General features: G+C 46.1%; 4 protein-coding genes and 1 pseudogene. 4 read left to right on the forward strand and 1 reads right to left on the reverse strand.

Annotation, left to right across the window (positions count from 1 at the left end; translation table 11 throughout):
* Positions 1–173: 173 nt before the first annotated feature.
* From PPL9_RS31010 to repC, 4 genes and pseudogenes are all read left to right on the forward strand, one after another.
* Positions 174–419, forward strand: a pseudogene (locus PPL9_RS31010) (IS6 family transposase); the annotation flags it as partial.
* A 384-nt stretch (positions 420–803) separates the two neighbouring features.
* Positions 804–2,153, forward strand: a complete 1,350-nt coding sequence (locus tag PPL9_RS00945) for an AAA family ATPase (protein WP_057460891.1) — start codon at positions 804–806, stop codon at positions 2,151–2,153.
* Entirely contained in the window at positions 2,150–3,178 is a 1,029-nt protein-coding gene (gene repB, locus PPL9_RS00950) for a plasmid partitioning protein RepB (protein WP_057460892.1), read from the forward strand. Before PPL9_RS00945 ends, repB begins: the two co-directional genes overlap by 4 nt.
* A gap of 207 nt (positions 3,179–3,385) precedes the next feature.
* Positions 3,386–4,642 carry a plasmid replication protein RepC gene (gene repC, locus PPL9_RS00955; protein ID WP_057460893.1) on the forward strand — a complete coding sequence of 419 codons (1,257 nt, stop codon included), beginning with the start codon at positions 3,386–3,388 and terminating at the stop codon, positions 4,640–4,642.
* Between the two features lie 324 nt (positions 4,643–4,966).
* Here the strand turns inward: repC and PPL9_RS32250 are convergent.
* The coding region (locus PPL9_RS32250; RefSeq protein WP_200962027.1) for a hypothetical protein at positions 4,967–5,551 on the reverse strand (585 nt) is incomplete at its 5' end.

Genomic DNA, 5,551 nt, shown 5'->3' on the forward strand with positions numbered 1-5,551 from the left:
CTGTTCAATACTCAAACGATATTCCAGCGGTTGTTTCTGGATCTGCAAGGCTATGAAAAATACGTCTGATTAGTTTTCTACAAAATGGCAGGAGAGCCCACTCAAAAGGGCTCTCTTGCAAAAATCATCAAGCTTTGCGATGAGACTGTGTTTGATGTTGGTTTGGGGATTTCATGAGTGCTTTCAAAGGCCGTCATTTCAGTGGTGAAGTGGTATTGTGGGCGGTTCGCTGGTATTGCCGATACGGCATCAGTTATCGAGACCTTGAGCAAATGATGGCAGAGCGCGGCGTTCGCGTTGACCATGCCACGATTTACAGATGGGTCCAAAGGTATGCCCCGGAAATAGAAAAGCGACTACGTTGGCAATGGCGTGGTCCATCCTCTTGCAGTTGGCGGTGCGACGAAACCTACATAAAGGCCCTACGAACACATAGCTCCGAATGTGGCCAGATTTTAGAACAAAGCTATTCCATAGCCTTTATCTACTCTTTACAAATCACACTTTTGGGTACTCTCCTAATTCGGCCCAGCTGAGATTATCAGGAGAAAGAATAAACATAGTTTCTAAGATGGCGTTTCAGATAGCGTATGCGATTCTGTTTGTCTCTAGAACTTGCTAGACTTCGTGGAGACAGAGATGAAAATTGGTCGATAATCTCTGTTTATTATCTACATTTCCATGCTTTTCCCGTATTTTGAGATATTCTTAACGTGAATTAACCTTTTCTTTATTGATTTTACTAGATTGTAGGTAAATGTTGAGAAACAGCATTGTTGCCATTGCGATCTGGAAATTGATTTATGAACACTGAGATTGATCACGACTCCAACATTTTGAAGCACATGCGTGCTGATCATGAGGCGCTGCAGGGTGTTTTGGCAAGCATGTCGGAAGTTTATTTCCCTCCTGCTGCCATTAAGACATTAAAACGGTTTTCGACTGTTCAAGCTGCCAGTTGGGTTGGCGTATCTCGTGCTCATTTCAATAATCATGCTGACGAGTTAGGCCTCACTCCCGAGCTGGTAGGTAAGTCTAAGCAACGTTTTTATACGCTCGCGGATATTAATGCGGTACGTCAGCATCTTGCACAGAAGACAACGAATGATGAAAAAGCGCGTCTCTACGATCCTCGTCGTAGAGACGATGAAGAGCTTGCAGTTATTTCCTGCGTAAACTTCAAAGGTGGCTCTGCTAAGTCCACAACAGCAGTTCACTTTGCTCAATATCTTGCCTTAAAAGGCTATCGAGTTCTCTTAGCAGATCTCGATCCGCAGGGATCTACCAGTGGAATGATGGGTATCGTTCCGGAACGTGTTACACATGATCAAAGCCTTTATGCAGCTATTCGGTATGACAACCCTCGCCCTATGTCTGAAGTTGCGCAAAAGACCTACTTTGAAAACTTAGATATCGTGCCGAGTGGTTTGTGGGTCGCTGACTGGGAGTTTGATGCTCCACGCGTGACGACTTCAACGATGGAAGAAGAGCGCGAGATGCGCCTTCGTTTAGCTGAGTTGGAAAACAGTTTGGCTACTGGCAACTTGCCTCGCTCAGAGTTTGAACGCCTGTCTCAAGAGGTTGATAGTCTGAGGGTAAAGATGCGAGGGATGTCACTTCAAAGGCTATATTTCTTGCGCCTTCAGGCTGCGTTGACTGACGTTCAAGATCAGTATGATGTTGTGGTTTGTGATACAGCTCCAAACTTAGGTTATCTATCGAATGCTGCCATTGGAGCGTCTAATCATTTGCTCCTCACTATCCAGCCACAAATGCTAGATTGTGAATCCATGGCCCAGTATTTGATGACCTCTATTACGCACCAAGAACAGTACGAAGCGGCGATCAAGCGAGCTTTAGGGCCAGAGTACATCACTGATAAAACGCTGCATTATTTGATTACTCGCTTCAACACAGCGAGTACGCCACAAAATGACGTTTCGAAAATTCTACGCACCTATCTGAAGAACGTGCTGGACCATTCGATGGTTAATACGACTGCAGTTGAGGAAGCCAGAACCCGTCAGCTAACACTTTATGAATCTGATCGAAATCAGTTCAATCCAAAGACATACGACCGTGCAATCGAGTTCATGAATCAAGCAAATGCTGAAATTGAAAAAATCATTTTGCGCGGATGGGGTAGATTATGACAACTAAGCGTAGTGAAAGCAGAAAGCTGTTGAACTCCATTATCAGTGGAGATGTGTCAAAACCGACAAATCCTAGCCCCGCACCAAGCGGAAGCACTAAGACTAAAGTCAGCAGAACCAGCCCATTGGGCTTGATGACAGATGCGCTTTCAGAGGTTGGCAGGACTAATGGTGTTGTTAGTCGAGATCAGGTTCAAAGCATTGATCCACACAATTGTATCCCATCTATCGTTCAAGACCGGTTACCCTCCGATCATGACGAGGACTTTGAACAGCTTAAAGTGTCTATCAAACAAGATGGTCAACAAGTAGCTGTGTTGGTCCGTCCTGTAATGGGAGCACCGGACAAGTTTCAAATTGCTTACGGTCATCGTCGTTGGAAAGCATGTCTTGAGCTAGACGTCATGCTTAAGGCTGTTGTCCAGGATCTGTCCAACGAGCAACTAGTAATAGCGCAGGGTCAAGAGAACCATGAGAGAAAGAACCTCTCGTTTATTGAGACAGCGTTATTTGCTGCTAGGCTAAAGGAAGACTATCCGTCTGAGGTAGTTATTCGTGCAATTGGCGCTAGATCCAAGGGAACGCTTAGCAACTACCTAAAAGTTCCAAGCCTTGTTCCAGCAGATGTTATTGAAGCTATTGGTCCAGCTCCTAAAATTGGTCGTCCAAGTTGGATGAAGTTGGGTGAGCTCATAGATCGCAAACCTGCCCATGCTGGAAAGCTGGCAAAGTTGCTGAATCCTATCAAGATCTCTACGCAATGGCGTAATAGTGACAGCGATGAACGTTTTCGGCTGGTGTTAAAAGCGGCTCAAAACAACTTCGCGGAAGAAAAGCGTTCGACTAAAAAAGAACCATCTACCCTCCCCTTCTCTGGTGGCGAACTCGCGAAATATTCGAACACTGCCAAGGGAGCTTCCTTCGTTTGGAATGGAGAGCTGGGGCGGGACTTTGGTGAGTACCTGATCGATCAGCTTCCGGAACTGGTGAAGAGATTTGATGAGCTGAAGAAAGAGGAAACATGATTTAGAAAAGAGAAAGGCCTGCACTAGGCAGGCCCAAATCAAATTCAAAACGCAATCAGCGCTTCGAAGTAATGTAGCAATTTCTTTGTAGAGCGTTCGAAGAAAATATACAACCCCACTTTTTTGGTGAGGGAATGATTTTCTGCGCCGTTTTGAGCCAAAACTAACATGCAGTAATCTGCAGCATTCTGCGGAAAAAGGCTCGCTATGCTCGCTCAATCCATCGCCTCATTCAGGCAAATCAACCCAGCCATCATTGCTAGTCAACGTTTAGCTAGTGAACCGCTGTATGAAAGTGTGCCTAAGAAGGATCTGGCTATGACACTCAAGCGAGTTGCACCAGCTCTTAAGATCTCTGGAAGCACTTATCATATCTTAGATATTCTGCTTGGATTGGTACGAGAAGCCGATCTGAAAGCGGGTAAGAAGCCTATGGTTGCAATCTCGAATGAAAAGCTTGCTGAGTACACTATGCGCTCTACTCGCACGGTCAGCAGGTGCATCAAGCGCTTGGTAGAAGCAGGTATCCTGGCATACGCGGATAGCCCAAATGGTCGTAGGTTTGTTTGTCGAGACCAGAGCGGAGCAATTGATTATGGTTTCGGCCTGGATCTCACTCCAGCTTGCAACAATCTCCTTGAGTTTGAAGGCAAAGCAGCCGCATTTCAAGAGCGTTTGAAGTTTGAAAAGCAGGCAAGGCGTCTGATTACATCCAGAACACGGGCTGCAAAGGATTTGGCAGATCTAATTGGTAAAGAGGCTGTACCATTTATGAGAAAGCTGGAGGATGTATTGTGCCAGCAACTTGATGTGTTTGCGAGAGCACAAGTCGTTGAAGCAATTTATGAGCAGATGCTTATTATTGAAGCTAATATGTCGTCCGAGGGTGACATAAATGGCGTTGCTATATCTAATACAACACCATCACATATTGATAAAATAGTAATAGACAAGCGGCATGGCTCTCACGAGCCACACTTAGATTTAAGTACTGACAACAATTGCTACCGCAATGTTGAAATGGCTTTTGAAAAAAAGCCTGATGCACCCGCTGCTGGCAAGCAAGCAACTTCAGATGAATTAAGAACGTCCTTCAAGACTAGTGAACTCAACCAACTGCCCTCAACGAACCTTTCAGGTGTATCCATTGGGCTTCTTGAAAGCGCATGCTCAGATGTAAAAGAAACATTACAGCTCGAACTTTCAAGTTGGAATGGCTTGTTAGATCGTACCGAGGATCTGAGACATTTGATTGGTTTGTCTGAAGCAGCTTGGCAATCTGCGTGTGTTTCCCAAGGACGGCATTTGTCAGCGGCTTGCCTTGTTGTTGTTGCCGAAAAAGCGTTGAGAGATCCGGACGCAATTGCTCGCCCTGGAGGGTATTTCCGCGCAATGATCGACAGAGCTAACGATGGTAAATTGCATCTTCAAAAATCTGTTTTTGGACTCGCTAGTGGCACATAATAATGTGAAAAATTGTAACTTACTGAATTATATGAGTTATTTGTGAGAAGTTCACAGTTGTGAACTTTTAAGAGATTGGCGAGCTGAATTTCTGTGGTTGCTTTGATGGGTTTTGGAGTGATTTATCCCCTGCCCTGCTGCTTTCAAAAGGGGCTTCGCCCCATCGCTGGAGCAAGGACCAAAGCCGCTTCGCGGTCTCCCCGCTGTCTTCGACAAGAAGAAAAATAAGTTTTAGGGGTGCAGAATGGCAACCATTGTGAATACTAAATAGCGATGGTTTATTAATCGCAGACTGATGTTTAAGTTATGTTGCCATAACCCCTGTTAGTCTCGCCGCTGTTTCTTTTTGAACATTTTGTCTAGTAGGGCTTTGGCAACCTTGGGGGATACCTTGTCCGGATAGCCTTTAGGTTTCTTGATTTTGCCTTCCTCAACGAACTTGCAGATCCACTTCATCTGGCTCTCACTGGCAAAATTATTCGCGTCAATCCAGCTGCTCAGAGCCCTTGCTGAGCTTTTGGCTTCATCAGGAAGAGGCTGTCCCAAACGTTCGGCTATCGTCATTCCCAACTTGAGCTGCGCAGGGCTTGGAGCGGATGGCTCCCCTGCCCGCTCCTTCATTGGTCCCAGATAAGCCCGCAACGTGTCATAGCTTGCCAGATCTGCGCGGGTCAGACGCTTGCCTTCACGCTCTGCCTTACCCTTAGCTGCTTTGACCATGGCTGGGCTCGGTTTTCGCTGAATGTCGAGCTTTGCCCCCTGCCCGTCCAGAACATCAATTGCCGTCTTCGCAGAGCTGCAGATCTCCTGGATGATTTCATCAGCACCGGCTCGACCACTCACAATGTCATCAAGTCGCGCTTCCATTGCTGCTGTCGTTGCTGGATCAAGGAGTGAAGGACACCGGTC

Origin of the sequence: Pseudovibrio sp. POLY-S9 (genome assembly GCF_001431305.1) — a bacterium.
Classification (GTDB): Bacteria; Pseudomonadota; Alphaproteobacteria; order Rhizobiales; family Stappiaceae; genus Pseudovibrio.

Bases quoted from the DNA above. Each gene is read 5' to 3' on its own strand.
- repC (WP_057460893.1), top strand. From the start codon at position 3,386: ATGCTCGCTCAATCCATCGCCTCATTCAGGCAAATCAACCCAGCCATC.
- PPL9_RS00945 (WP_057460891.1), top strand. From the start codon at position 804: ATGAACACTGAGATTGATCACGACTCCAACATTTTGAAGCACATGCGT.
- repB (WP_057460892.1), top strand. From the start codon at position 2,150: ATGACAACTAAGCGTAGTGAAAGCAGAAAGCTGTTGAACTCCATTATC.